Source organism: Cellulomonas sp. P5_C6 (genome assembly GCF_054049635.1).
Map to the genome: position 1 here is coordinate 1 of NZ_JBFULZ010000024.1, position 21,477 is coordinate 21,477.

General features: G+C 74.1%; 22 protein-coding genes. 14 read left to right on the forward strand and 8 right to left on the reverse strand.

Annotation, left to right across the window (positions count from 1 at the left end):
- Positions 1-1,425 (forward strand): ATP-binding SpoIIE family protein phosphatase (locus ACXJKG_RS04555; RefSeq protein WP_456844574.1); only part of this gene is annotated, 1,425 nt, incomplete at its 5' end.
- On the opposite strand, the gene ACXJKG_RS04560 is transcribed toward ACXJKG_RS04555, so the two are convergent.
- Entirely contained in the window at positions 1,422-1,793 is a 372-nt protein-coding gene (locus ACXJKG_RS04560; protein ID WP_456844575.1) for an STAS domain-containing protein, read from the reverse strand. The two genes, ACXJKG_RS04555 and ACXJKG_RS04560, sit on opposite strands and share 4 nt — an antisense overlap.
- A 111-nt stretch (positions 1,794-1,904) precedes the next feature.
- Here ACXJKG_RS04560 and ACXJKG_RS04565 point away from each other — a divergent pair, with 111 nt between their 5' ends.
- Both ACXJKG_RS04565 and ACXJKG_RS04570 read left to right on the forward strand, forming a co-directional pair.
- The gene (locus ACXJKG_RS04565) at positions 1,905-2,333 is read left to right on the forward strand and encodes a DUF3151 domain-containing protein (RefSeq protein ID WP_456844576.1); all 429 of its coding nucleotides are present in this window, start codon (positions 1,905-1,907) and stop codon (positions 2,331-2,333) included.
- Between the two features lie 115 nt (positions 2,334-2,448).
- Positions 2,449-3,735 carry an adenylosuccinate synthase gene (locus ACXJKG_RS04570; RefSeq protein WP_456844577.1) on the forward strand — a complete coding sequence of 429 codons (1,287 nt, stop codon included), beginning with the start codon at positions 2,449-2,451 and terminating at the stop codon, positions 3,733-3,735.
- Here ACXJKG_RS04570 and ACXJKG_RS04575 read toward each other — a convergent pair.
- The gene (locus ACXJKG_RS04575) at positions 3,728-4,309 is read right to left on the reverse strand and encodes a GNAT family N-acetyltransferase (protein WP_456844578.1); all 582 of its coding nucleotides are present in this window, start codon (positions 4,307-4,309) and stop codon (positions 3,728-3,730) included. The two genes, ACXJKG_RS04570 and ACXJKG_RS04575, sit on opposite strands and share 8 nt — an antisense overlap.
- Positions 4,310-4,328: 19 nt before the next feature.
- Positions 4,329-5,600, reverse strand: coding sequence for an MFS transporter (locus ACXJKG_RS04580; protein WP_456844579.1), 1,272 nt, complete (start codon positions 5,598-5,600; stop codon positions 4,329-4,331).
- A 66-nt stretch (positions 5,601-5,666) separates the two neighbouring features.
- Between ACXJKG_RS04580 and ACXJKG_RS04585 the strand changes: the two genes are divergently transcribed.
- On the forward strand, positions 5,667-6,254 hold the full coding sequence (locus ACXJKG_RS04585; RefSeq protein ID WP_456844580.1) for an ArsR family transcriptional regulator: 588 nt from the start codon (positions 5,667-5,669) through the stop codon (positions 6,252-6,254).
- A 22-nt stretch (positions 6,255-6,276) separates the two neighbouring features.
- Entirely contained in the window at positions 6,277-7,581 is a 1,305-nt protein-coding gene (purD, locus tag ACXJKG_RS04590; protein WP_456844581.1) for a phosphoribosylamine--glycine ligase, read from the forward strand.
- Here purD and ACXJKG_RS04595 read toward each other — a convergent pair.
- A complete protein-coding gene (locus ACXJKG_RS04595) occupies positions 7,578-8,087 on the reverse strand; it encodes an AAA family ATPase (RefSeq protein ID WP_456844582.1) in 510 nt (169 codons plus the stop codon). The two genes, purD and ACXJKG_RS04595, sit on opposite strands and share 4 nt — an antisense overlap.
- 18 nt (positions 8,088-8,105) lie before the next feature.
- Between ACXJKG_RS04595 and ACXJKG_RS04600 the strand changes: the two genes are divergently transcribed.
- From ACXJKG_RS04600 to ACXJKG_RS04625, 6 genes are all read left to right on the forward strand, one after another.
- Positions 8,106-8,513, forward strand: coding sequence for a hypothetical protein (locus ACXJKG_RS04600; RefSeq protein WP_456844583.1), 408 nt, complete (start codon positions 8,106-8,108; stop codon positions 8,511-8,513).
- Between the two features lie 18 nt (positions 8,514-8,531).
- Positions 8,532-9,428, forward strand: coding sequence for a phosphoribosylaminoimidazolesuccinocarboxamide synthase (locus ACXJKG_RS04605; protein ID WP_456844584.1), 897 nt, complete (start codon positions 8,532-8,534; stop codon positions 9,426-9,428).
- A 116-nt stretch (positions 9,429-9,544) separates the two neighbouring features.
- Complete coding sequence (locus ACXJKG_RS04610; RefSeq protein WP_456844585.1) at positions 9,545-10,573, forward strand: ABC transporter substrate-binding protein; 1,029 nt, start codon at positions 9,545-9,547, stop codon at positions 10,571-10,573.
- 10 nt (positions 10,574-10,583) lie between these two features.
- The gene (locus tag ACXJKG_RS04615) at positions 10,584-11,618 is read left to right on the forward strand and encodes a FecCD family ABC transporter permease (RefSeq protein ID WP_456844586.1); all 1,035 of its coding nucleotides are present in this window, start codon (positions 10,584-10,586) and stop codon (positions 11,616-11,618) included.
- Entirely contained in the window at positions 11,615-12,643 is a 1,029-nt protein-coding gene (locus ACXJKG_RS04620) for a FecCD family ABC transporter permease (RefSeq protein WP_456844587.1), read from the forward strand. Before ACXJKG_RS04615 ends, ACXJKG_RS04620 begins: the two co-directional genes overlap by 4 nt.
- Positions 12,640-13,446 carry an ABC transporter ATP-binding protein gene (locus ACXJKG_RS04625; RefSeq protein WP_456844588.1) on the forward strand — a complete coding sequence of 269 codons (807 nt, stop codon included), beginning with the start codon at positions 12,640-12,642 and terminating at the stop codon, positions 13,444-13,446. The genes ACXJKG_RS04620 and ACXJKG_RS04625 overlap by 4 nt, the downstream gene beginning before the upstream one ends.
- Positions 13,447-13,449: 3 nt before the next feature.
- On the opposite strand, the gene ACXJKG_RS04630 is transcribed toward ACXJKG_RS04625, so the two are convergent.
- Both ACXJKG_RS04630 and ACXJKG_RS04635 read right to left on the reverse strand, forming a co-directional pair.
- Positions 13,450-15,069: an ArnT family glycosyltransferase gene (locus ACXJKG_RS04630; RefSeq protein ID WP_456844589.1), complete on the reverse strand. Its 1,620-nt coding sequence runs from the start codon at positions 15,067-15,069 to the stop codon at positions 13,450-13,452.
- The gene (locus tag ACXJKG_RS04635; RefSeq protein ID WP_456844590.1) at positions 15,066-15,872 is read right to left on the reverse strand and encodes a DNA/RNA non-specific endonuclease; all 807 of its coding nucleotides are present in this window, start codon (positions 15,870-15,872) and stop codon (positions 15,066-15,068) included. Before ACXJKG_RS04635 ends, ACXJKG_RS04630 begins: the two co-directional genes overlap by 4 nt.
- Between ACXJKG_RS04635 and ACXJKG_RS04640 the strand changes: the two genes are divergently transcribed.
- Positions 15,873-17,339, forward strand: coding sequence for an amidohydrolase (locus ACXJKG_RS04640; protein WP_456844591.1), 1,467 nt, complete (start codon positions 15,873-15,875; stop codon positions 17,337-17,339).
- A 57-nt stretch (positions 17,340-17,396) separates the two neighbouring features.
- Entirely contained in the window at positions 17,397-18,431 is a 1,035-nt protein-coding gene (locus tag ACXJKG_RS04645; protein WP_456844592.1) for a zinc-binding dehydrogenase, read from the forward strand.
- 81 nt (positions 18,432-18,512) lie between these two features.
- Here the strand turns inward: ACXJKG_RS04645 and ACXJKG_RS04650 are convergent, their stop codons facing one another.
- Positions 18,513-19,559, reverse strand: coding sequence for a DMT family transporter (locus tag ACXJKG_RS04650; protein WP_456844593.1), 1,047 nt, complete (start codon positions 19,557-19,559; stop codon positions 18,513-18,515).
- A gap of 99 nt (positions 19,560-19,658) precedes the next feature.
- Entirely contained in the window at positions 19,659-20,930 is a 1,272-nt protein-coding gene (locus ACXJKG_RS04655; RefSeq protein ID WP_456844594.1) for a DUF222 domain-containing protein, read from the reverse strand.
- On the opposite strand from ACXJKG_RS04655, the gene ACXJKG_RS04660 reads away from it, so the two are divergent.
- Positions 20,917-21,351 (forward strand): hypothetical protein, encoded by a 435-nt coding sequence (locus ACXJKG_RS04660; RefSeq protein WP_456844595.1) that lies wholly within the window; start codon positions 20,917-20,919, stop codon positions 21,349-21,351. The genes ACXJKG_RS04655 and ACXJKG_RS04660 overlap by 14 nt on opposite strands.
- Positions 21,352-21,477 lie beyond the last annotated feature (126 nt).

Consider the following 21,477-nt stretch of genomic DNA (forward strand, 5'->3'; position numbering starts at 1 on the left):
GTCCAGGAGCTGCTCGACGGTGAGCGCGACCGGGCCGTCGAGCTCGAGCTCAGCGGCTCGTACGGGCTCGGCACCGCCTCGGCGTGGCTGGCCCGGGAGGTCGACGGCGAGCTGGGCGGATCCGAGACCGCCGAGGACCGCCGCGTGCTCGTGTTCCCCCTCCCGGGTCGTCGCCGGGTGCTCGGGGTGCTGGTGGTGCACGCGCTCGGCGGTGCCGGGCTCCGCGAGATCGAGCCGTCGGTGCGCACGGTCCTCGACCTGACCGCCCGGCGCGTGGGCCTCGTCATCGACAACGCCCGGCTCTACGACCGCGAGCACCGGCTGGCCGAGACCTTGCAGCGGGCGATGCTCCCCGAGCAGGCCGAGGTGGACGGGCTCGACGTGTGGACGTACTACGCGCCGAACTCGGAGAACGCCCAGGTGGGCGGCGACTGGTACGACGTGCTGCAGGTGAGCGCGGACGTCGTCGGCGTCGTCATCGGCGACGTCGTCGGGCACGACGTCGAGGCAGCAGCCGCGATGGGGCAGCTGCGCTCGGTGGTCCGCTCGTACATGTTCGACGTCTCGACCCCCGGCCCGGTCCTCGACCGGGTCGACCAGCTGGTGGCCGGCATGCGGGTCCCGCGGCCGGCGGGGCTGGTCCTGTCGACCCTGACCCGCAGCGGCGACTCGTGGCAGCTGCTGTACTCGCGCGCCGGCCACCTGCCGGCGCTGCACGTGCGCGACGGGCAGGTCACGCAGCTGAGCGACGCGGGCGGCGCGCTGATCGGGTTCGGGGGAGTGCCGCGGACGACGGCGACGGTCGACCTCGCGCCCGGCGACGTCGTCCTCTACTACACCGACGGCCTGATCGAGCGGCGCGACCGCGGCCTGCGCCAGGGGCTCGCGGCCCTGACGGCGGTCGCCGCGGCGATCACCGCGCGCGACGCCGCGGGCATCGGGGAGGAGCTGCTGTCGCGGCTCGCCGACCACCCGGAGGACGACGTCGCGGTGGTCGTCGTCCGCGTGCCGTCGCCCCTGGACACCTCCGAGCGCACGCGCAGCCCCCGCCGTCGACGCTGGTCGCTGCCCAGCGAGGCGGCCTCCATCGGTCGCGCCCGGCACGCGGTCGTCCGCACCTGCCAGGCCTGGGGGATCGAGGACGCCGCCAACGCCGAGCTCGTCGTCTCCGAGCTGGTGGCCAACGCCGTGCTGCACGGCTTCGGGCACGTGACGCTGCAGCTCTACGACACGGGCGACGGCCTGCGCATCGAGGTCACCGACTCGAACCCGGCGCCGCCGGTCACCACCGACGGGCACCCCGGACGGGTGGGCGGGTTCGGCATGCAGATCGTCGAGCGCCTGGCCGACTGGGGCTGGCGGCAGTCGCGCGGCGGCAAGCTGGTGTGGGCGAAGGTCCGCCCGGGGTCGCTGCCCGAGTCCTAGGCGGGGGCCGAGGCCTCGTCCGGGCGGCGGAAACCCGTCGAGCCCACGGCGGACTCGCAGTGGTGCTCCGCGTCGATGCGGAACAGCTCGAGGGCGCCGCAGATCTCGATGACGAACAGGTCGCGAGGGTCCGCCCCGCGCAGGACCGTGGCGCCGCCCCGCTTGCGACCGGCGTCGGCGAGCGAGATGAGGAACGCCGCGCCCGTCGAGTCCATGAACGTGACCTGGCACATGTCGATGACCAGCAGCTGGCGGCGCAGGCCGACGACCCGCGCGGCGATCTCCGGGAACTGGTCACGCTCGGCCAGGTCCAGGTCGCCTGCGACGGTGAGGGTCGTCGTCGTCGAGGACGTCGAGATCTCGATCATGTCCGCCCTGTCGTGAGGGGGTTGGGCGTGCCGAACAACGGTCCAGGTCGGCGGGTCGACTGTAGTCGCGCCGTCGCGAGCCTGCACCCGGAACTGAGGGAGACTGGCCGCATGAGCCACGAGAACCTCCTGGACGGACCCGCCCCGACGCTCCTGCCCGCGGACGGCGCCGACGCCGACGCCCGGTCCGCGCTGAGCAGCGGCTCCTCGCCGCGCGAGGCCGTGCCGGCCGCTCCGGCGTCCTCGCTGCTGTGGGCGCTGCTCGCCGAGGGCGCGCTGGCCGACGAGGGCGACCCCGTCGCGGCGTACGCCTACGCGCGGACCGGCTACCACCGGGGGCTCGACGCCCTGCGCCGCGCCGGGTGGCACGGCCGCGGCCCGATCCCCGCGTCGCACGCCCCGAACGAGGGCTTCCTGCGTGCCCTGCTCGCGCTCGCGGAGGCCGCAGAGGCCATCGGCGAGTCCGAGGAGGCCGAGCGCTGCGAGAAGTTCCTGGTGGACAGCGGCACATCCGTCGACGAGGTCGCGAACCTGCGCTGACATGACCATCTCTTGACGGTCCGGTACCCTCTCGGAGGTACTGGGTCACTGCCGCCCGGTGCCCGGGCCCCGTACACGGGTCCGCACCGCAGGCAGGGTGGGAGTGGTGATCTAGATGCCGGCCGTCGTGGTGCTCGGTGCCCAGTGGGGCGACGAGGGCAAGGGCAAGGCGACCGATCAGCTCGGCTCGCGGACCGACTACGTCGTGAAGTTCAACGGCGGCAACAACGCCGGGCACACCGTCGTCATCGGCGGGGAGAAGTACGCCCTGCACCTGCTGCCGTCGGGCATCCTCTCGCCGGGCGTCGTCCCGGTGATCGGCAACGGCGTCGTGGTCGACATCGAGGTGCTGTTCGAGGAGATCGACGCGCTCGAGGCGCGCGGCGTCGACACCTCCGCCCTCAGGGTCTCGTCGGCCGCCCACGTCATCGCCCCGTACAACCGCACGCTCGACAAGGTCACCGAGCGGTTCCTCGGCAAGCGCCGCATCGGCACGACCGGTCGCGGCATCGGCCCCGCGTACTCCGACAAGATCAACCGCGTCGGCATCCGCATCCAGGACCTCTTCGACGAGAAGATCCTGCGCGAGAAGGTCGAGGGCGCCCTCGACCAGAAGAACCACCTGCTGGTGAAGGTCTACAACCGCCGCGCCATCACGGTCGACGAGACGGTCGACGACCTGCTGCGCCACGCCGGCCGCCTGCACCCCCTGGTCGCCGACACCCCGCTGCTCCTCAACCGGGCGCTGGACGACGGCAAGACCCTCGTCTTCGAGGCCGGCCAGGCCACCATGCTCGACGTCGACCACGGCACCTACCCGTTCGTCACGTCCTCGTCGGCCACGGCCGGCGGCGCGTGCACGGGCTCGGGCGTGGGGCCGACGAGGATCGACCGGGTCGTCGCCGTCGCCAAGGCGTACACCACCCGCGTCGGCGAGGGCCCGTTCCCCACGGAGCTGCTCGACGACGACGGCGAGTGGCTGCGGCAGACCGGCGGCGAGTTCGGCACCACCACCGGCCGTCCGCGGCGCACCGGCTGGTACGACGCCGTCGTGGTGCGCTACGCCGCCCGCATCAACGGCCTGACCGACCTTGTGGTCACCAAGCTCGACGTGCTCACGGGCCGCGACAAGATCCCCGTCGCCGTGGGGTACGACGTCAACGGCCGCCGGTTCGACGAGATGCCGGACGACCAGTCGGACTTCCACCACGCGACGCCGATCTACGAGTACCTCGACGGCTGGTCCGAGGACATCTCGGGGGCCCGCGAGTTCGACGACCTGCCGGTCAACGCCCAGCGCTACCTGCTGCGGCTCGAGGAGATCTCGGGCGTCCGGATCTCGTCGGTCGGCGTCGGACCCGGCCGCGAGGCCACGATCGTCCGGCACGAGCTGCTCAGCTGACCTCGGGGTCGCCCACCACGCGCGCGTGCAGGTGCATGTCGTGCCAGCCGTCGGCGTGGCGGGCGACCTCGCGCTTGGTGCCCTCGAGCAGGAACCCGGCGCGGGTCGCCACGGCGCAGGACGCCGGGTTCGCGGTCGAGTGGTCGACCTCGATGCGGTGCAGCCCGGCCGTCCCGAAGCCCCAGGCGGCGACGGTGCGCAGCGCGGTGGTGGCGAGGCCGCGTCCCCGGGCGGCCGGCAGCACCCAGTAGGAGACCTCCGAGAGGCCGTCCTCGTGGTGGAGCACGCGCAGGCTGATCTGCCCGACGGGCTCGTCGTCGATCGTGACGGCCCAGCCGGCACCCGTCTCGTCGCGCCACCGGCCTGACCAGTGGGCGACCCACGCGGCCGCCTCGTCGGCGGTCATCGACCGGTCGTGCCAGCGGCGGATGCCGGGGTCGGCGTAGGCGGTCTGCACCGCACCGGCGTCGCGCGCCCGCCAGGGCCGCAGGACCAGGCCGTCGGCGTGCAGGACGGGCTGGGGCTGCGCGCAGATGCTGCCGGGTGCGATCGCGGGCGGGGTCAGCCGGGGCACGCCGCCAGTATGTCGGGGCTCAGGCGGCGACGGTCTGCCTCTCCCGCTCGACCACCGGCAGCTCGAGGTCCGCGACCATCCGCTGGCGGACCACCGCGATCGGGTAGGCGACGGCCAGCAGGCACAGGACCGTCGCGCCGACGAACACGGCGGCCAGCCCCCACTGCTCCGCGACGAACCCGGCGAGCACCGCGCCGACCGGCATGAGCCCGTACGCGAGGGTCCGGCTGGCGCCACCGACGCGGCCGAGCATCCCCGGGGCCACCATCCGTTGCCGCATGGACTGCGAGATGACGTTGCCGATCGTGTTGAGGAAGCCGAGGAAGAACGCGGTGATCGAGATCGCCGGCACGTTCGGCAGCAGCACGGGGACGAACAGGAGCGCCGAGTTGAGGGTCCAGCAGCCGAGCAGCAGGCGGACCTCGGGGACGAACCGGCCCAGGGGTTCGGCCGCGATCGAGCCGGCGACGGCGCCGACCGCGAGCACGGCGACCACCAGGGGATAGCGCTCCGGCTCCAGCCCGACACGCGAGCCCGGCCCGACCACCCAGAGCACGAACACCGCGAAGTAGCCGGTGTTCGCCATGTTCATCACGCTGCCGGCCACCAGCAGCGGGCGCAGCACGGGGTGCCGGACGAGGAAGCCGACGCCCTCGCGGATCTCGGTGGTCGCGCGGCGCTTCTCGGGCCGGGCGTGCTTGTAGCTGCCGGGGATGCGGGTGGCGACGAGCAGCAGCGCGGCCACCGCGAGCCCGGCCGGGACGCCGAACACCCAGCCCGCACCGAACGCGAGCATGGCCCCGGCGATCGGTCCGCCGACGAACGCGGCCATGACCTGCTGGGCGGCGAGCGTGCGGCCGTTGGCGGCCTCGAGCCTGGAGCGGGGCACGAGGTCGGGCACCAGCGCGGAGCCGGCCAGGTCGACGAACACGTCGGTCACCCCGTAGGCCAGCACGACGACCGTGAGCGCGGTCATCGACATGTCGCCGGACGCGGCCAGCCAGACTGCGACGGCGAGGAGCACCGCGCGGGCGGCGAGGCCGACCACCTGCGTGTACTTGCGGTCGCGGCGGTCGACCACGACCCCGGCGGCGAGCCCGAGTACCAGCCACGGCAGCCACGCGGCGGCGGTGAGCAGCGCGATCTGGCTCGGGGAGCGGGTGAGCGTGAGGGCGTAGAGCGGGACGCCCGTCTGGATCACGCCGTCGCCCAGGTTGGCCAGGCCGGTGGCCGTGAGGTGGGCCGTGAACCGCCGGCCCAGGGGTTCTCGCGTGGCGACGACGTCGCTCATGGGGGACTCCGCGTAGGATCGAAGAGGAAACTCTGCAAAGACAACTCTGCAAAGGTATCTCTGCGAATGAGCGAGAGCAAGCCCCTGCCGTTCCGGGCCCGCGCGATCGGGCCCGAGGAGCTCAAGGCGTTGGCGCACCCCCTGCGGATGGCGATGTACGACTACCTCTCCGAGCACGGGTCGGCCACCGCCAGCCAGCTGGGCCGGCACCTGGGCGAGAGCAGCGGGCAGACCAGCTACCACCTGCGCCAGCTGGAGAAGCACGGGTTCGTCGAGGACGACCCCGCGCACGAGCGGGGCCGCGACCGGTGGTGGCGGGCGGTCGGGTTCAGCCTCGAYGGGCGCGACATGCTGCGCGACCCCCGGACGGCGGACGCGGCCAACGCCCTGCTGGCCGGGGTCGTCGCCGAGCGCGCGCAGGTGCTGCAGCGCTGGCTGAGCACGGGCGACACCCCGGAGTGGGAGGCGGCGTCCCTCAACGACCGGTCGACGGCCGACCTCACGGTCGAGGAGCTGCAGGAGGTCGTGCTGGCGGTCCAGGAGATCATCGGCGGCGCGCTCAAGCGGGCCAAGGAGCGGGCGGCGGCGGGCGAGACGGCGGGCCGTCGGCGGGTGCGCCTCTACTTCGACGCGCTCCCGCTCCCCGAGCAGTGAGGGGCCGGTAGGCTCCCGGTCCGTGAAGATCCTCGTCGTCGGCACCGGTGCCCGTGAGCACGCCCTCGTGCGCGCGCTCTCCCTCGACCCGGCGGTGACGGCGCTGCACGCGGCCCCGGGCAACCCCGGGATCGGCCGGCTCGCGACGCTGCACGCGGTCGACCAGCTGGACGGCGACGCGGTCGCCACGCTCGCGACCTCGCTGGGGGCGGACCTCGTCGTCGTCGGACCGGAGGCGCCGCTCGTCGCGGGCGTCGCGGACGCGGTCCGTGCCGTGGGCATCCCGGTGTTCGGGCCGTCGGCGCAGGGCGCCCGGCTCGAGGGGTCCAAGGCGTTCGCCAAGGAGGTCATGGCCGCCGCCGGCGTGCCGACGGCCGAGCCGCGCGTGGCGACGACGATCGAGGAGGCGTCGGCCGGGCTGGACGCCTTCGGCGCCCCCTACGTGGTCAAGGACGACGGGCTGGCTGCGGGCAAGGGTGTCGTCGTGACCGACGACCGCGCGGAGGCCCTCGCCCACGCCGCGGCCTGCCTGGCCAAGCCCGACGGCCGGATCGTCATCGAGGACTACCTCGACGGCCCCGAGATCTCGCTGTTCGTGCTGTCCGACGGCGTCGACGTGGTGCCGCTGGTGCCCGCGCAGGACTTCAAGCGCGCGCTCGACGGCGACGAGGGCCCCAACACCGGCGGCATGGGTGCGTACTCGCCGCTGCCGTGGGCGCCCGCGGACCTGGTCGACGAGGTGGTCGAGCGCGTCGCGCGGCCGACGATCCTCGAGATGTCCCGTCGCGGCACCCCGTTCTCGGGCGTCCTGTACGTCGGCCTCGCGCTCACCACCAAGGGGCTGCGCGTGGTCGAGTTCAACGCCCGCTTCGGCGACCCCGAGACGCAGGTGGTCCTGGCCCGGCTCGCGACGCCGCTGGCAGGCGTGCTGCTCGCGTCGGCGACGGGCACGCTCGGCTCGCTGCCCCCGCTGCAGTGGCGCGACGACGCCGCGGTGACGGTGGTCATCGCGTCCGGCGGGTACCCGGGCACGGTCCGCTCGGGCGACCCGATCACCGGCGTCGAGGACGCCGACGCGCTCCCGGGCGTGCACGTCCTGCACGCCGGCACCGCCCTGCAGCTCAACGCGCCCGGCGACGACGACGACGTGATCGACGGTGCCCACCTGGTCTCCGCCGGCGGCCGTGTGCTCTCGGTGGTCGGCGTCGGCCGCGACCTGGCAGCCGCCCGCGCGGCGGCCTACGCGGGGGTCGAGCAGATCGAGCTGCCGGGCTCGCACCACCGGTCGGACATCGCGGCGGCCGTGGCGGACCTCCCGCTCGTCTAGCCCGTCAGCGCGCGCACCTCGGCGACCACGTGCCCCACGGTCCGCCCCGCGGTGTCGACGACGGTCGCCTCCGGCCACGGGTCGAGCGCGCGTGTCGACACGTCGGCCCAGGTCGGTTGCCGGTGCCCCGGGATGTCGGCCACGCGCTCCTCGACCCGCCGGCGGTGCTCGACGGGGTCGGAGCAGACCACGAGCACCTCGACCAGCCGCGCGCCGGCCTCGTCGGCCACCGCCTGCCAGCCCTCCTGGCTGGCGCGCACGGGGTTSACGSAGTCSGCGACSACSGGCAGCCCGAGCCGCAGGTTGTCSAGSGCSACRCGSGCSCCGGCGGCGTAGCCGGCTTCTCGGGCGTCCGGCACGGCCAGGGACGACTGCACGATCGCCTGCTCGAGGGTGTCGACGCGGACGTGCACGGCGCGCAGCTCGCGGGCCAGCGCGCGGGCGAGGGTGGTCTTGCCGGACCCGGGCAGCCCGCCGAGCACCACGAGCAGGGAATTGTCGGTCATGGGTGCCATCATCGCGGGATGGCCACCACCACGTTCGAGTACGGCGACGGCTCCTGGGGCGGCGATGTCGCGGCGACCCCGAGCCTGCGCATCGAGGTCCAGGACGGCGACATCGCCACCGTCGACTACCGGCCCGCCCCCGAGGGCCTGGGCCGGTTCTACCTGGGGTTCCAGCCGCGGGACTTCTTCGACGACCCGGCGGAGAGCGACCCCGTCGACCTGGCCGCCGAGGCGGAGGCCTTCGCCGAGTGGGCGCTGCTGGTCGGCGCCGTCGACGTGGAGGCCAAGCACGTGCGGCGCCTGCTGGCCGAGGCGCACGTGGACGAGCCCGAGGACACGTTCGTCGAGGAGACGGTCGAGCGGCTGGTGCGGCTGGTCGGGCTGCCCATCCCGGAGGGGCTCGAGGGCGGCGGCGAGGTCATCTGATCCTGCACACTTAGGCCCGTGACCTCTGCGCTCCCTGGCTGGACCCACACCTACTCGGGCAAGGTCCGGGACCTCTACGTCCCCGACGGCTCGGCGCTGACGTCGGACCTCGGTGACGTCGTCCTCGTCGTCGCCAGCGACCGGGTCTCGGCCTACGACCACGTGCTCAGCCCGGGCATCCCCGGCAAGGGCGTCGTGCTCACGCAGCTCAGCCTGTGGTGGTTCGAGCAGCTGGCGGACCTGGTGCCCAACCACGTGGTGTCGACGGACGTCCCGTCCGAGGTGGCCGGCCGCGCCATGATCTGCCGACGCCTGGAGATGTTCCCCGTCGAGTGCGTCGCGCGCGGCTACCTCACCGGCTCGGGGCTGGCGGAGTACCGGGTGTCGGGGTCGGTCACCGGCATCGCCCTGCCGGACGGCCTGGTCGACGGATCCCGCCTGCCGGAGCCGATCTTCACGCCGGCGACCAAGGCCGAGCTGGGGGAGCACGACGAGAACGTGCCGTTCTCCGCCGTGGTCGACCAGCTCGGGTCGACCACCGCGTCGTCGCTGCGCTCGTCGACCCTCGCCGTCTACGCCCGGGCCGAGTCGATCGCGCGCGAGCGCGGCGTGATCCTGGCCGACACCAAGCTGGAGTTCGGCACCGACCCGACCACGGGCGCGATCACGCTGGGCGACGAGGTGCTGACCCCCGACTCGTCGCGGTTCTGGCCGGCGGACCTCTGGGAGCCCGGCCACGCCCAGCCCAGCTTCGACAAGCAGTTCGTGCGCGACTGGCTGACGTCGGACGCCTCGGGCTGGGACCGCGCGTCGGATGCCACGCCGCCCGCGCTGCCCGCCGACGTCGTCGAGCGCACCCGCGACCGCTACCTCGAGGCGTACGAGCGCCTGACGGGATCTGCCCTGGTGGTGTGACCTTTCGCTCACCCCGCGCGTGAGGGATCGGCATCGAGCAGAGGTTAGGCTTACCTCATTCTGAGCCACCTCCTGCGGCTGTGCCGGTGGCCGACCCCGAACGAATGGGAGCACCCGTGCGCATCGCGCGCCTCTCGGTCCTCGTGGCCACCGCGACGGCCGTCGCCCTCACCCTGACCGCCTGCGGMGGCGCGTCGGACGACGCCGGCGCGGAGCCCTCGGCGACGGACGCCGCCTTCCCCGTCTCGATCGACTCCGCCCTCGGCACCGCGGAGATCACCGCGAAGCCGGAGCGTGTCGTGACCCTCGGCTGGGGCGCGGCGGACATCGCGTTCTCGCTGGGCACGACGCCCGTGGGCATCGAGTCCGACACCTGGGGCGGCGACGCCGACGGGTACGAGCCCTGGTTCCGCGAGGCCGTCGAGAAGGCCGGCGACGAGCTCCCGACGACGATCGCCATGTACCCCGAGCTCGACGTCGACGCCGTCGTCGCGCTGAACCCGGACCTCGTGCTCGCCCCGCAGTCGGGTCTCGACCAGGCGACGTTCGACCAGCTGTCGGCGTTCGTGCCGGTGGTCGCGTACCCCGGCGACGCGTGGCAGACCTCGATCGAGGACCAGGTGACCATCGCCGCGAAGGCCCTCGGGGTGCCGGACAAGGCGCAGCCGCTGCTCGACGAGCGCCAGGCCGCCATCGACGCGGCCGCCGCGGCGCACCCGGAGCTCGCCGGCACGACGTTCGCGTACGTGTACGGCGGCGACCAGCCCGGCGCCCTGTCGGTGTACCTGCCCGGCGACCCGCGCGTGGAGCTGCTCACCGGCCTGGGCATGACGCTCGCGCCCTCGGTCGCGTCGCTGACCGCGTCGCCCGGCACGTTCGTCGCGACCCTGGGCCTGGAGAACGCGGACCAGCTGGACGACGCGCAGATGCTCTTCACGTGGTTCAACGACGCGGACGAGCAGGCGTCGACCGAGGCGCAGCCGCTCTGGGCGCAGATCCCGGCGTTCGCGTCGGGCGCGTACGTGCCGATGCTCGACCCGCAGCTGGGCATGGCCGTCACGGTGGCGACGCCGCTGAGCGTGCCGTGGGCGCTCGACGCCTACCTGCCGCTCATCACCGCGGGCGCGGCGAACGTCGCCTCGTAGCCTTCACCCCGTGAGCATCGCCGTCGCACGAGCCCCGCACGCCACCCGCGCGCGGGGCTCGCGCGCGCTCGGGCTCGCGCTCGGCCTGGTCGGCGCGGCGGCGCTGCTCGTTCTCGTGGTGGGGCTCAGCATCGCGATCGGGTCGAAGCAGGTGCCGCTCGGCGAGGTCTGGGCGGCGTGGCGGCACCCCGACGGGTCGTACGTCTCGACGGTCGTCGCGTCGCGGATCCCGCGCACGGAGCTCGGGCTGCTCGTGGGGGCCGCGCTCGCGGTGGCCGGCGTGGTGATCCAGGGGCTCACGCGCAACCCGCTCGGCGACCCCGGGCTGCTCGGCGTCAACGCCGGGGCGTCCGCCTCCCTGGTCGTCACGGTCGCGGTGCTCGGCGGCGCCGCCGGTCGGTCCGTGTGGGCCGCGGTGCCGGGTGCGCTGTTCGCGGCCGTCGCGGTGTACCTGGTGGGGTCCGGGGGGCGACGAGCGACGCCCGTGCGGCTCGTGCTGGCCGGCGCGGCCGTGTCCGCCGTGCTCGTGGCGCTGGTCGAGACCATCACGCTCGCCAGCCCGACCATCTTCGACACCTACCGCTACTGGGTGGTCGGCTCCCTGGCCGGGCGGCCGCCCTCCACCGTCGGGGCCGTGCTCCCGTTCATCGTCGTCGGGCTCGTGGTCTGCCTCCTGCTCGCCCGGCAGCTCAACGCGCTCGCGCTCGGCGACGAGGCCGCGACCTCTCTCGGCCTGCGCGCCGGCCGGACCCGGCTGCTCGGCGCCGCCGGCGCGACCGTGCTGTGCGCCGCAGCCGTCGCCGCCGTCGGGCCCATCGCGTTCGTCGGGCTCGCCGTGCCGCTCGTGGTCCGCGGGTTCACCGGCGGCGACCATCGCTGGCTGCTCCCGTACTGCCTGCTCCTCGGTCCGGTCCTGCTGCTGGCCTCCGACGTCCTCGGGCGCGTGGTGGCCCGGCCCGGTGAGCTTCCCGTCGGCGCGGTGACGGCCTTCGTCGGGGCGCCGTTCCTCATCGCGGCCGTGCGCCGGGGGAGGGTCGGCCTGTGACCGCGGTCCTGACGCTCGGACCGTCGGTGGTGCTGCTGCGCCGCCGCCGACCGGTCGTCGTCTGCCTCGTCGCGCTCGGGGTCGTGCTGGTCACCATGCTGGTCACGCTCGCCGCCGGGGAGCTGGGCATCCCCCTCGCGGAGCTGCCGTCGGTCGTCGCCGGCCACGGCTCCCGCGTGCAGGAGTGGGTGCTCTGGACCAACCGGCTCCCGCGGCTGCTGGTCGGGGCGGCGGCGGGTGCCGCGTTCGCGGTGTCGGGCGCGATGTTCCAGTCGGTCACGCGGAACCCGCTGGGCAGCCCCGACGTCATCGGTCTCGGAGCCGGCGCCGCCGCGGGTGCCGCGGCCGCGGGGCTGCTGTGGCCGGGCGTGGTGCCGGTGCCGATCGGGGCGCTCATCGGCGCCGGGGTCGCGATCCTCGCGGTCTACCTCGGGTCCGGCGCCGGGTTCCGGGCGCCGCTGCGGATGGTGGTCGTCGGCATCGCGGTCGGCGCCATGTCGCTCGCGTTCGTGCAGCTGGCCCTCGCGCGGGCCACCCGGCAGGACGCGCAGGTAGTCGCCGCGTACCTCAACGGGAGCCTCGCGGCGCGGTCGTGGGCGGACGTCGTGCTCATCGCCCTGGCGCTCCTGGTGCTCCTGCCGGCGGCGCTGGTGCTCACCCGGCCGATGCAGCTGGTGGAGATGGGCGACGAGGCCGCCGTGGCGGTCGGCGTCCCCGCCGACCGGGTACGGACCTGGGCCGTGGTCGTCGGCGTGCTGCTGATGGCCGCGGCCGTCACCGTGAGCGGGCCGATCGCGTTCGTCGCCCTCACCGCGCCGCAGATCGCGCGCCGGCTGACCCGCTCGACCGGGCCCGGCATGGTCGCGGCGGCGTGCTGCGGGGCCGCGGTCCTCGTGGTCGCCGACCTGATCGCGCAGTACGCCGTGCCCGGTGTCGTCTATCCCGTCGGGGTGGTCACGGCCGCGCTCGGCGGCGTGTACCTCGCGGTCCTGCTGGTCCGCGAGTGGAGAAGGAGTGCCGCGTGAACGGTCCACCGCTGGAGGCGTCGGGCCTGACCCTGGCCTACGACCAGCTCGTCGTCGCCACCGACCTGTCGGTGCAGATCCCGCCGTCGTCGTTCACGGTGATCATCGGCCCGAACGGCTGCGGCAAGTCGACCCTCCTGCGCGCGCTCGGCCGCACCCTCACGCCGCGCGCTGGTCAGGTGCTGCTCGACGGCGTGCCCATCGCGTCGCTGAAGAGCAAGGACGTCGCCCGCCGCCTGGCCCTGCTCCCGCAGAGCCCGATCGCGCCCGAGGCGATCACGGTCGGCGACCTGGTGGCCCGCGGCCGGTACCCGCACCAGGGGCTCCTCCGGCAGTGGTCCGCGGCGGACGCGGTCGCCGTGGCCGACGCGCTCGCCGCGACCGAGGTCGCCGACCTGCGTGACCGGTTCGTCTCCGACCTCTCAGGGGGTCAGCGGCAGCGCGTGTGGCTGGCCATGGCCCTCGCGCAGCAGACCGACCTGCTGCTGCTCGACGAGCCGACGACGTTCCTCGACATCGCCCACCAGTTCGAGGTCATGGACCTCTGTGCTCGGCTGCACGAGGAGGGGCGCACGCTCGTCGCGGTGCTGCACGACCTCAACCAGGCCGCCCGGTACGCCACCCACCTCATCGCGATGAAGGCCGGCGTGGTCGTCGCCGAGGGGCCGCCGGCGTCCGTCGTCACCGAGCCGCTGGTCCGCGAGGTGTTCGGGCTCGCCTGCCGCGTGGTGCCGGACCCCGAGACCGGGACGCCGATGGTGGTGCCGGCCCGCCGCGACGCGCACGTGCGGCATCCCGCGTAGTCGCTAGCCCGTCTCGTCGGGAATCGCGTACACCGAGATCGTCGGGCCCACGAGGCCACCCCGGGCGACCGCCGCGGCGTACCGGCCGAGCCGCCAGACGTTGAGCGGTTCGACGACGGACGCGGCGGGCTCGGCCTCCGGCGTCCACGTCGCGACGAGGGGCAGCTGATCGGCGATCGCKCGGTACACGGCCTGCTGCTCGGCGTACTGGTCGTCGGCGAAGTACCGGTCGTACATGGCGCTGCTCACCACGACAAAGCGGGCGTCCGGCGCACCGTCGACCACGACGCGCCCGTCCTCGAGCTTCACGTGGTCGGTGACGTTGAGCGTCCCGCCAGGCAGCAGCGGCGAGTATCCGTCGTAGACCGCCGTCTGCGCCGTGATGCCGGCCGAGGCGAAGTCGGCCATCGCGACGAGCCGGGAGTCGTGGCCCAGCAGCCTCGCGGACTCGGCGGCGGTCCCCGCGAGGAGGTTGAGCGCCGTGGCCGCGAGCAGGACCGACGCCACCGCGGTCAGAGCCGGCCGGCGTCGTCGACGCACCAGCGCCACCGCGCGGTCGATGCCGATGGCGGCGAACAGGAGCGGCGAGAGGTAGATCGGGAGGCCCCAGCGGTCCCAGTGCAGCGGCAGGGCGCTCAGCGCCACCCAGAAGGCGACGCCGAGGAGCAGCGGCGCGGCGAGCCACTGGCGCTCGCGGACGCACGCGACGACCCCGAGCACGGCGGCTGCCAGCAGGACGAGGCCGGCCCCGACGGCGAGCGACCAGGCGTAGAACCCGACGTTGCCGGCCCACCCGAGCCCGTCCGCACCGAGGTGCCCGGTGCCGGACTGCGCCCGCAGCTGTTCGACGACCGCCGGTAGGTCGGTGATGAGGACGGGCGAGAACGTGAAGATGCCCGCGACGTACAGGAACGGCGCGGCGAACGCGTGCCGGAGCGCCCGCCACCAGTCACCGGTCCGGACCGCGGCGATCGTCACGACGAGCACGACGAGCGCACCGCCGATCGCACCCGGGTACTTCACCGTCGTCGCGAGCGCGACACCGAAGCAGGCGGCCGTGAGGTCGAGCCAGCCGGGACGCTCCAGATAGCGGATCGACGCGAGGATCACGGCGAGCAGGACGCAGGTCAGGGGCACGTCCGGCGTGGCGAACGACGACTCGGCGACGAAGGGCGGGAAGAACGCCACGAGGAACGCCGCGGCGACGCCGGCCACCACGCCGAACCGTCGGCCGACCCGATATGCGAGCACGATGGCGAGCACGGCGAACGCGACCGTGATCGCTCGGGACAGGGCCAGGTACGGCGTCGGGTTGACCGGGTAGTCGACCTCGGCCGGAACACCTGCGGTGACGTGCGCGTACACGCGGTAGGCCAGCGTGCTCAGCTGCATCTCGAGGTGGTCCGGCCGGAAGAAGTACGGCGGCTCGAAGGAGTTGCGCGTCGCCATGTCGATGGCGCCGTCGGTGATCACCCACTCGTCGGGGTGCAGCCGATACGGCAGTCCCCACTGCGTGCCGAGCAGCCGGATCGCGCCGCCGACCAGCGCGATCGCCGCGACGATCCCCGCCGGGAGCCACCGGGCCAGTCGGCCGGGGCGTGGCGTCGCGTCGCCGGCGCTCACGAGGCCAGCCGGACGTCGGCGAGGGTGGTCAGCGCGACCCATCGGGCCTGCTCGCCGAGCGCTCCGACCGGCGCAAGGACGTCGGCGTCCACGAGCGGTCCGAGATCGACGCCAGTGAGCTCCTCGACGTCGGCCACCGGCACCTGGAACGTGCGGAACGGTCCGAGCGGCGGCACCTCGTCGGCGGACTGGATCCCCGACACCAGCGACGACTGGTCGAGCACGAACGCCGCGGAACGCAGCTTCTCGTCGGCCGACCAGGCAGCCACCTTCCAGAACCGTCGAGGGATGCCGATGCCGCGGTAGACGGGGTCGTCGTCGGCGAGCACCGGTCCCGTGAACACCGACAGCCGGCTCCGGTTGGTCTTCGCGTACGTGAGCACGTGGTCCTCGAGGCCCACCCACAGCAGCTCGCCCTGGTTGAACTCCGACGCCTGCGGGGCGGCGTTGGGGTAGGCGAACGTGTCGAAGTTCGCCTGGCGCGCGACGACGAGGTCGCCCCAGACGGGATCCCTGCGCCGCACCAGGTGGCCGCGGTCGAGGTCGTTGCGCACGTAGAGCTCGGGACCGGCCTGCTCGTCGGCGGGCACGCGCGGGTCGAGGTGCCAGTCGTCGCCCCGCTCGAGGTCCACCAGCCGGGCGCCGTCGATGTTCACTGCGGTCGCCGCCGCGAGCCGGCGCGTCGGGTCGAGCAGCACGGTGAAGTGCGTCGACGGGAGCTCCCGGACCGTCTGCGCCGGCACAGGGAGCGGCACCGACGGACCGAGGAACGTCGAGTCGTATCCCACCTCTACCGTGCTCACATGGGGAAGGTACCGACTGCGCTGCTGCTCTGCTCCGCCCGCCTACCAGGTGGAGACGAACCGGTCGACGTCCTCCTCCACGACGGCCGCGTCGCCGCCGTCGGGACCGGTCTCGCCGACGCCGCAGGTCCGCACGCGTCGCGGGTCGAGCTCGACGGCCGATGGCTCATGCCGGGCCTGTGGGACGCCCACGTGCACCTCACCCAGTGGGCGTTGGCGCGCCGCAGGTTCGACGTCTCGTCGGCGACCTCGGCCGCGCACGCCGCGTCGCTCGCGGCCGCCGAGCCCGCACCAGCCCCGGGGACCGCGCTCGTCGGGTATGGCTTCCGCGACGGGCTCTGGCCCGACGTGCCGACCGCCGCCCTGCTGGATGCCGCCGTCGGCGACGTGCCCGTCGTGCTCGTCTCCGGCGACCTGCACTGCGCGTGGGCCTCGACGGCCGGGCTGCGGTTCCTCGGCGTGCAGTCCCACCCCACCGGCCTGCTCCGCGAGTCCGAGTGGCTCCCGTTGTCGGGTGCCGTGGACCACGTCCCCGACGACGTCGCCGACGCCCTGGTCGACGACGCGTCCGTCGCGGCCGCGGCCCGCGGGGTGGTCGGCGTCGTCGACCTCGAGATCGCCGACAACGTCTCCGTCTGGCGCCGGCGCGCCGCGGCCCGGCCCGGTCGGCACCGGGTGCGGGCGGGGGTCTGGGAGGAGTTCCTCGACCGCGTCGTGCGCGAGGACCTGCACTCGGGGGACACCATCGCCGGCCTGGTCACGCAGGGGCCGCTCAAGGTCATCACCGACGGCTCGCTGAACACCCGCACCGCCTACTGCCACGACCCGTACCCGGGGCTGACCGGCCCGAACGCCCGCGGGATCCTCGCGGTCCCGCCCTCCCGGCTCGCACCCCTGATGGGTCACGCGCGCCGGCACGGGCTGCGCTGCGCGATCCACGCGATCGGTGACGCCGCGAACGAGCTGGCCCTGGACGCGTTCGCCTCCTCCGGCGCGGACGGCTCGATCGAGCACGCGCAGCTGGTGTCGTGGTCCGACGTCGAGCGGTTCGCCTCGCTCGGCGTCGTCGCCAGCATCCAGCCCGAGCACGCGATGGACGACCGCGACGTCGCCGACCGGTACTGGGCGGGCCGCACCGACCGGGCCTTCGCGTTCGGCTCCCTGCACCGGGACGGCGTCCGGCTGGCACTCGGCTCGGACGCGCCGGTCGCGCCCCTGGATCCGTGGATCGCGCTGGATGCCGCGGTCACCCGGTCCCGCGACGGGCGCGACCCGTGGCACCCCGAGCAGGCGCTGGAGCGGCGGGTCGCGCTGGAGTCGTCGGTCGACGGGCGCGGGCTGGTGCCCGTCGTCGGCGCGCCCGCGGACCTCGTCGTGCTCGACGCCGACCCGTTGTCCGCGCCGCTGCGGGACATGCCGGTGGCGGGCACCCTCGTCGCCGGGGGCTGGACGCACCTCGCGCTCTGAGGTGGCCTTTCGCGTTGCTGTCTAGGCCTTGGTCCCCCGTCCGCGAGGATGGGCGCCATGCGTGCCGTGGTGATCGACCAGTTCGGTGTCCCTCCGACCCTGCGCGAGGTCCCGGCGCCGACCTGCCCCGCGGACGGCGTCGTCCTGCGGGTCATGGCCACCGGCGTGTGCCGGTCGGACTGGCACGGCTGGCAGGGTCACGACGACGACATCACGCTCCCGCACGTCCCCGGCCACGAGCTGGCCGGCGTCGTCGTCTCGGTGGGTCCGGACGTCCGCGCGTGGGCCCCCGGTGACGAGGTCACGGTGCCGTTCGTATGCGCCTGCGGCGCGTGCGCGGCGTGCCTCGCCGGCGAGCACCAGGTGTGCGAGGGGCAGCGGCAGCCGGGGTTCACCGACGACGGCTCGTTCGCCGAGCTCGTCGCCCTCCACCACGCCGACGTGAACCTCGTGCGGCTCCCGGTCGGCATGTCACCCGTCACGGCCGCGGGGCTCGGCTGCCGGTTCGCCACCGCCTATCGCGCCGTCACGGTCCACGGCCGGCCCGTTCCCGGCGACTGGGTGGCCGTGCACGGCTGCGGCGGCGTCGGGCTGTCCGCCGTGATGGTCGCGGCTGCCGCCGGGGCGAAGGTGGTCGCCGTCGACGTCTCTCCCGCCGCCCGCTCGGCCGCCCTCGACATGGGCGCGACCGTGGTCCTCGACGGGTCCGGCGACGTCGGAGCGCAGATCCACGCCGTCACCGACGGGGGAGCGGCCGTGTCCGTCGACGCCCTCGGCAGCCGCGAGACCGCCGCCGCCTCGATCCTGTCCTTGCGCCGCCGCGGCCGGCACGTGCAGGTCGGCCTCCTGCTGGGCGCGGACGCCGCCCCACCCCTCCCGATGGGCCGCGTCATCGGCTGGGAGCTCGAGCTCTACGGCAGCCACGGGATGGCGGCGCACGAGTACCCCGCGATGCTCGGCCGGATCGCCTCCGGCGAGCTCGACCCGTCCCGCCTGGTGGGCCGCACGATCCCGCTCGCCGACGCCCCCGGCGCTCTCGCCGCCCTGGGCTCCGGCACGAGCGGCCCGGGCATGACGGTCATCGTCCCCTGACGCGGCCACCTCGAGCAGCGGCGACGACCGTCACCGCCGCGAGGGCCCGCTGACGCTCGGCCCGCAMCGGGCCGACGGCCGTCACCGCCGGAGTGGCCCGCTTGCGCTCGGCTCGCTCGACCTCAGGTCAGCAGCGGCCTCGCCGCCGATCGGCTCCTCGATTCTCGTCGCCGTGGGTGCTTCGGCCACGTCCGAGTCGTCCACGGCGGGTTCCACCGTCGCGGCAGCTGCCGCTGTCCGCCGCCGAGCCGCCCCCCACTGCGTCAGCGCGACGCCCGCGAGGACCACTGCCCCACCAACGGGCTCGTACCAGTGCAGGCCCTCGTGCAGGACGAGCACCCCGAGCGTGGTGGAGACGAGCGGGATCACGTAGGTGACGCTCGCCGTCACGGTGGCGCCGGCGATGGCGAGCACCCGCCAGAACAGCACGTAGGCCAACCCGGTCCCGCCGAGCCCGAGAGCCAGCAGCGCCAGAGCGGGCGCCGGCGCGAGCGGGCCGGCCAACGGAGTCGAGACCGCGAACGGCAGGATCACGAGTGCTCCGACGGCGAGCTGGATCGCCGGCAGCGCCACGTTCGACAGGCCCGTGCTCGTGAGCCGTCGACGGCTCCACGCATTGCCCAGCCCGTAGCAGAACGTGGCCCCGAGCAGCATCAACCCGCCCGCCAGGTCGATGGCCCCCGAGTCCCACACGCCGAGCAGCACKGCGATGCCGCCGAACCCGATGATCAGCCCGCCGACCTGCACCCGGTCCGGCCGCTCCGCCGGCAGCAGCAGCGCGACGAACACCGCCGTGAACAGGGGAGTCGTCGCGTTCACCAGCCCGGCGAGCACGGAGCTGACCCGCTGCTCCGCCAACGCGAACAGCACGAAGGGGATCGCGGTCATCACGGCGCCCACCACGACGAAGTCGCCGATGCGTCGCCGCTCGACCCTGACCCGCTCGCGCCTGACCAGCAGGATCAGCCCGAGCATGGCGAAGCCGACGACGATCCGCCCGAAGGCGACCTGGGTCGGCGCGAACGTCTGGAGCGCCGTCGCGATGAACAGGAAGCTGCAGCCCCACAGGCCGGCGAGCAGCAGGTACGGGCCGATCCAGCCGCGCGTCGAAGGGGCCGGAGAACTCATGCGCGCATCATCTCCCGCGCCACCGACATCGACGTCCACCCGCATCCGCGAACGAGCCGTTTCGCGTACCGATGCGGTCGGGGACGTCGGACGACTGTGTCAGAAGGGTGGGTCGCCGAGTGGGACGGGTGTGGGTGGTGGGGGTTGGTGGGTGAGGAGGTCGGGGGTGGTGTGGATACGGGCGGGGTGGCGGGCGTAGGTCAGGCCGTGTCGGTCGGTCCAGGTGGAGACGCCGGTGGCGGGGTTGTAGGTGACGTTCCACCAGCCTTCGGTCTTGGCTTGGTGGTGGTGTTTGCACAACGCGTGCAGGTTCGCCTCGCACGTCTGCGGCTCGCCGTTGTGTTCGTCGCCCGGCCCGTGGGTCGGGTGGAGCTGTTCAACCGCGCCGCGGTGGTGGTCGTAGGGGGTGCGGTGGTCGAGTTCGCAGCGGGTGGCGGGTTGTCGACAGCCGGGGAAGGTGCAGGTCACGTCGCGGGCTTGCACGGTGCGGGTCAGGTCGGCCCCGGGGCGGTACGACGTCGTGCCGACGGCGCAGACCTGCCCGGTGGTGTCGGTCAGGACGCGGCGCCAGGTGCCGTCCTGGGCGAGCTCGCGGGCGACCTGCGCCGGGACCGGCCCGTACGAGCCGAGGAACCCGGGCGCGTCGTCCAGGCCGAGCAGCGTGGTGGCGGCGACGGACAGTTGGACGGCGACCCTCTGCCCGTGCTTGCGGGGCAGCGGTGTGCCGTCGGGGGTGGCTTGGCGGTCGAGGATGGCGGTGAACACGTCGCTGAACGCGTCCGCCCGGCGCTGATCCACGGTCCGGGTGTCGCCGTCCAGGGCGGCGTGCCCGGCCAGGGCGTCGATCGCGGTGAACGCCGCCGTCGCCTCCGCGGCGGGTAGGTAGGCGACCAGGCGGGCCATCGCGTCGGGGGCCAGGATGAGTTCGATGCCGCGGCGGTCGCGTTCGGCGAGGCGCCGCTTCTCCACGTGGGCGGGGTTGAGGGCGATCAGGGTGGCGCGCACGTGCCGGGCCAGCTGCGGCGCSGTCAGCTCCGCGGACCGCCCGATCGCGTCGTCGATCACCGCCCGCACCGCGTCCGGGTCCAGCCCGGTGCCGCCTTTGGTGACTTCGTCGAGGATGATGTCGATCTTGCGGGCCTCGATCGCCCCGGCCGCCCACGCGTCGCCCAGGGCGGGGTGYTGGGCGGTGCCCCASGCGCGCAGGAACACCATCTCCGCCGACCGCCTCGTGCACACCAGCGCACACGCCAGCTCGTCCGGGACATGCCGCAACGCATCCGTGGTGCGGGCCTCGATCTCGCGGACCACSACGGCTTGGGCGGCCTGCAGCATCGCGATCGCCTGCGCCATCCCCGTGACCGTGTTCACCAACGCCACGTCCGAGACGTCCGCCACGGGCACCGACGTCAACAACGCCACCAACTCAGCGACGTCCACCCCGGGCAGGGGAAAGTCTTCGACCGCACCCAGATCGATCACCCGCGCACCTGGTGCGGGCACGGGCGTGACACCCGGGCGCGCGCCGCGACCCGAATCCGCCCACACCAACCCCGACGACACGCCCGCGGCCGAGGACACGGACACGGACCCGGGCGCACCCGGGGACGACCCGGTGTCGGAGGTGGGCGAGGACGCGAACGCGGGCGCCGCGGCCGCTGTGGTCGGAGACGACGCGGGCGCAGCCGCGGAGGTGGGTGACGAGGCGGGCGCACAGGGCTTGGCGGCGGACCTGGGCGAGGGCCAAGCCTCGGAATCGTCGGAGGCAGACCAAGCTGCAGCCCCGGCCTGAGCCGTGGTCGGGGCAAGGGAAGGCGAGCCGGTGTCAGGTCGACCGACAGCGTGCGCAGCAGTACTGGCGACCTCGACCGCCTCCATCACCGCCGTCACCACGCCACCTCCACCGCACCAACGGCCC

Excerpts from the sequence above, each read along its gene's own strand:
- ACXJKG_RS04560 (WP_456844575.1), bottom strand. The coding sequence starts at position 1,793 with ATGATCGAGATCTCGACGTCCTCGACGACGACGACCCTCACCGTCGCA.
- ACXJKG_RS04645 (WP_456844592.1), top strand. The coding sequence starts at position 17,397 with ATGCGTGCCGTGGTGATCGACCAGTTCGGTGTCCCTCCGACCCTGCGC.
- ACXJKG_RS04600 (WP_456844583.1), top strand. The coding sequence starts at position 8,106 with ATGGCCACCACCACGTTCGAGTACGGCGACGGCTCCTGGGGCGGCGAT.
- ACXJKG_RS04570 (WP_456844577.1), top strand. The coding sequence starts at position 2,449 with ATGCCGGCCGTCGTGGTGCTCGGTGCCCAGTGGGGCGACGAGGGCAAG.
- ACXJKG_RS04640 (WP_456844591.1), top strand. The coding sequence starts at position 15,873 with ATGGGGAAGGTACCGACTGCGCTGCTGCTCTGCTCCGCCCGCCTACCA.
- ACXJKG_RS04565 (WP_456844576.1), top strand. The coding sequence starts at position 1,905 with ATGAGCCACGAGAACCTCCTGGACGGACCCGCCCCGACGCTCCTGCCC.
- ACXJKG_RS04580 (WP_456844579.1), bottom strand. The coding sequence starts at position 5,600 with ATGAGCGACGTCGTCGCCACGCGAGAACCCCTGGGCCGGCGGTTCACG.